This is a genomic window from Pseudomonas sp. PS02302 (genome assembly GCF_029959585.1).
GTDB lineage: Bacteria > Pseudomonadota > Gammaproteobacteria > Pseudomonadales > Pseudomonadaceae > Chryseomonas > Chryseomonas aestiva.
Window position 1 is genome coordinate 1 of sequence record NZ_JASCON010000155.1, and the last position, 2,756, is coordinate 2,756.

Annotated in this window: 2 protein-coding genes; both read right to left on the reverse strand. The window is 66.2% G+C overall.

All coding sequences use genetic code 11. The features are described from left to right. Positions 1 to 3: 3 nt before the first annotated feature. On the reverse strand, positions 4 to 1,359 hold the full coding sequence (locus QMX82_RS25525; protein WP_282288766.1) for an MFS transporter: 1,356 nt from the start codon (positions 1,357 to 1,359) through the stop codon (positions 4 to 6). 148 nt (positions 1,360 to 1,507) lie between these two features. Beyond that, positions 1,508 to 2,542: a LacI family DNA-binding transcriptional regulator gene (locus QMX82_RS25530; RefSeq protein ID WP_282288768.1), complete on the reverse strand. Its 1,035-nt coding sequence runs from the start codon at positions 2,540 to 2,542 to the stop codon at positions 1,508 to 1,510. Between the last annotated feature and the right edge of the window lie 214 nt (positions 2,543 to 2,756).

The following is a 2,756-nucleotide window of genomic DNA, read 5'->3' on the forward strand; positions in this document are numbered from 1 at the left end:
CGATCAGCGAGAGGTTTCAGTGGCGAGCGGGGCTGCGGCGGGCGGCGTGGGCACGCCGCGCAACTCGACACGCTTGATCTCGCCGACGACGAACAGGTAACTGATGGCGGCCACCAGGGCGTTGGCACCGACGAACACCAGGGCCATCTTGAACGAGCCGGTGGCGGCGATGATGTAGCCGATGATGATCGGGGTGGTGATGGACGACAGGTTGCCGATGGTGTTGAACAGGCCACCGGAGAGGCCGGCGATCTGCTTGGGCGAGGTGTCGGAAACCACCGCCCAGCCCAGGGCGCCGATGCCCTTGCCGAAGAAGGCCATGGCCATGAAGCCCACCACCATCCAGTCGGCGTCGACGTAGTTGCAGAGGATCATGCTCATCGACAGCAGCATGCCGGCGACGATGGGGGTCTTGCGCGCCACGCTCAGGCTGCTGCCGCGGCGCAGCAGGTAGTCGGAGATGACCCCGCCGAGCACGCCGCCGATGAAGCCGCAGATGGCCGGCAGGGAGGCGATGATGCCCGCCTTGAGGATGGTCATGCCGCGTTCCTGCACCAGGTAGACGGGGAACCAGGTGAGGAAGAAGTAGGTGAGGGCGTTGATGCAGAACTGACCCAGGTAGATGCCGGCCATCATGCGATTGGTCAGCAGCTGGCCGATGTAGCTCCACTTCGGACCTTCGCTCTTCTTGCCGGGGGTGTCCAGGTCGACCAGGCCGCCGTTGCTGGCGATGTAGTCGATCTCGGCGGCATTGGCGCGGGGATGTTCGCGGGGGCTGTAGATCACCGCCAGCCAGACTGCCGAGAAGGCGATACCCAGGGCGCCCATCACCACGAAGACGTGCTGCCAGCCGAAGTGGTAGACGATCCAGCCCATCAGCGGCGCGAACAGCACGGTGGCGAAGTACTGCGCCGAGTTGAAGATGGCCGAGGCGGTGCCGCGCTCCTTGGTGGGGAACCAGGCGGCGACGATGCGGGCGTTGCCGGGGAAGGAGGGTGCTTCGGCCAGGCCGACCATGAATCTCAGGGCGAACAGCAGGAATACCGCGGTGCCGATGCCGAATTCACCGATGTAGCCTTGCAGCATGGTGAATACCGACCAGGTGAAGATGCTTGCCGCATAGACCTTCTTCGAACCGAAGCGATCGAGCAGCCAGCCGCCGGGGATCTGGCCGAGCACATAGGCCCAACCGAAGGCGGAGAAGATGAAGCCGAGAGAGACGGCACTGATGCCGAGGTCTTTTTGCAGGGCGGAGCCGGCGATGGAAATGGTGGCGCGGTCGGCGTAGTTGATCGTGGTCACGACGAACAGCATGAACAGGATCAGATAGCGGACGCGTGTCTGCTTGGTTTCGTGCATGGAGAGTTCCCACTGGTTTGTTTTTGTGTGCGGGCTGACATCGTGTAACGGGCTTATGTTGTAAGTCGTCTGACAACGATAGCGTTATCATTAAACAGATAACGCTATCATTCAACCGTTAAATCTGTGGCCGCGTGCAAAAAATCCGCTAGGAGCTCTGGCGCTCGATCAGGGTGAATCCGGTATCGAGACTCACCGCGGTGCGTTCGCCCGCGAGACGGTCGAGCAGTGCCTGGGCGACCCGCTGGCCCATGGCGTCGGCATTGACGCTGACCGTGGACAGCGCGGGGGTGGCGAAGCGGCCATTGGTGGTGTCGCCGAAGCCGACCACCGCCAGTTGCGCGGGGATTTGCAGGCCGCGGCTGCTGGCCTCGGCGACCACGCCCAGGGCCAGGGTGTCGGAGCTGCACAGCACCAGCTCCGGCGGCTCGGGGCGTTCCAGCAGGCGCGCCAGGCCGATCCGGCCGACTTCCCAGGTGGCGGGCAGCGGCAGCACTTCCATGGGCAGTTCGGGGATGCCCAGCGCCACCAGGCGGGCCTGCAGGGCCAGGTTGCGGCGCATGGCGCGGGGATCGTCCACCGAGATCACCCCGAAGCGGCGATAGCCACGGGCGACGAAGTGCTCCGCCAGGGCGACGCCGACCTGCTCGTGGGAAAAGCCCACCTGCATGTCCAGGGCCTCGGCGCTCAGGTCCCAGGCTTCCACCACCGGGATGTTCAGCGCCGCCAGCCGGGCGCGACTGGCCGGGGTGTGCAGGGTGCCGGTGAGGACGATGCCATCGGGGCGGCGGCCGAGAATGGCTTCCAGCAGTTCCTCTTCCTTTTCCGGCGAATAGCCGGTGGGACCGATCAGCGCCTGGTAGCCCGCCTCGGTGAGGCGATCCATGATCGCCTGCACCACGCTGGCATAGATGGAATTGGCGATGGTGGGCAGGAGGATGGCCACCAGCCGGCTCTTGCTGGAGGCGAGGCTGCCCGCCAGCAGATTGGGCACGTAGCCCAGTTCCTTGACCACGGCCAGGACATGCTCGCGGGTGGCGGCGCTCACCAGGCTCGGTCGGTGCAGGGCCCGGGATACGGTAATGGGCGACACCCCGGCGGCGAGAGCGACCTCGCGCACGGTGAGGGGCAGCTCGGTGGTGCCATCGAGCTGGGCGAGTTCGCGTCGGGACTTCCTGGCCAAAGCGGGTCCTTGGGTGAGAGAGGCCGCCATTATGGGAGCAAGCCCCGGCGGTTGCCATGGGCGCCTGCCAGGGCCCCTGCTAGTCGACCGCCCGCGCCGCCCGGGCGCGGCCGCCCCGCGACTGATTGGATCGACCCAGCAGGGCGGAGACGTCCTGTCCGGCCTCGACCAGTCGGGCGAGGTCGGCGCCGGTCGCCAGGCCCAGGCCATCCCG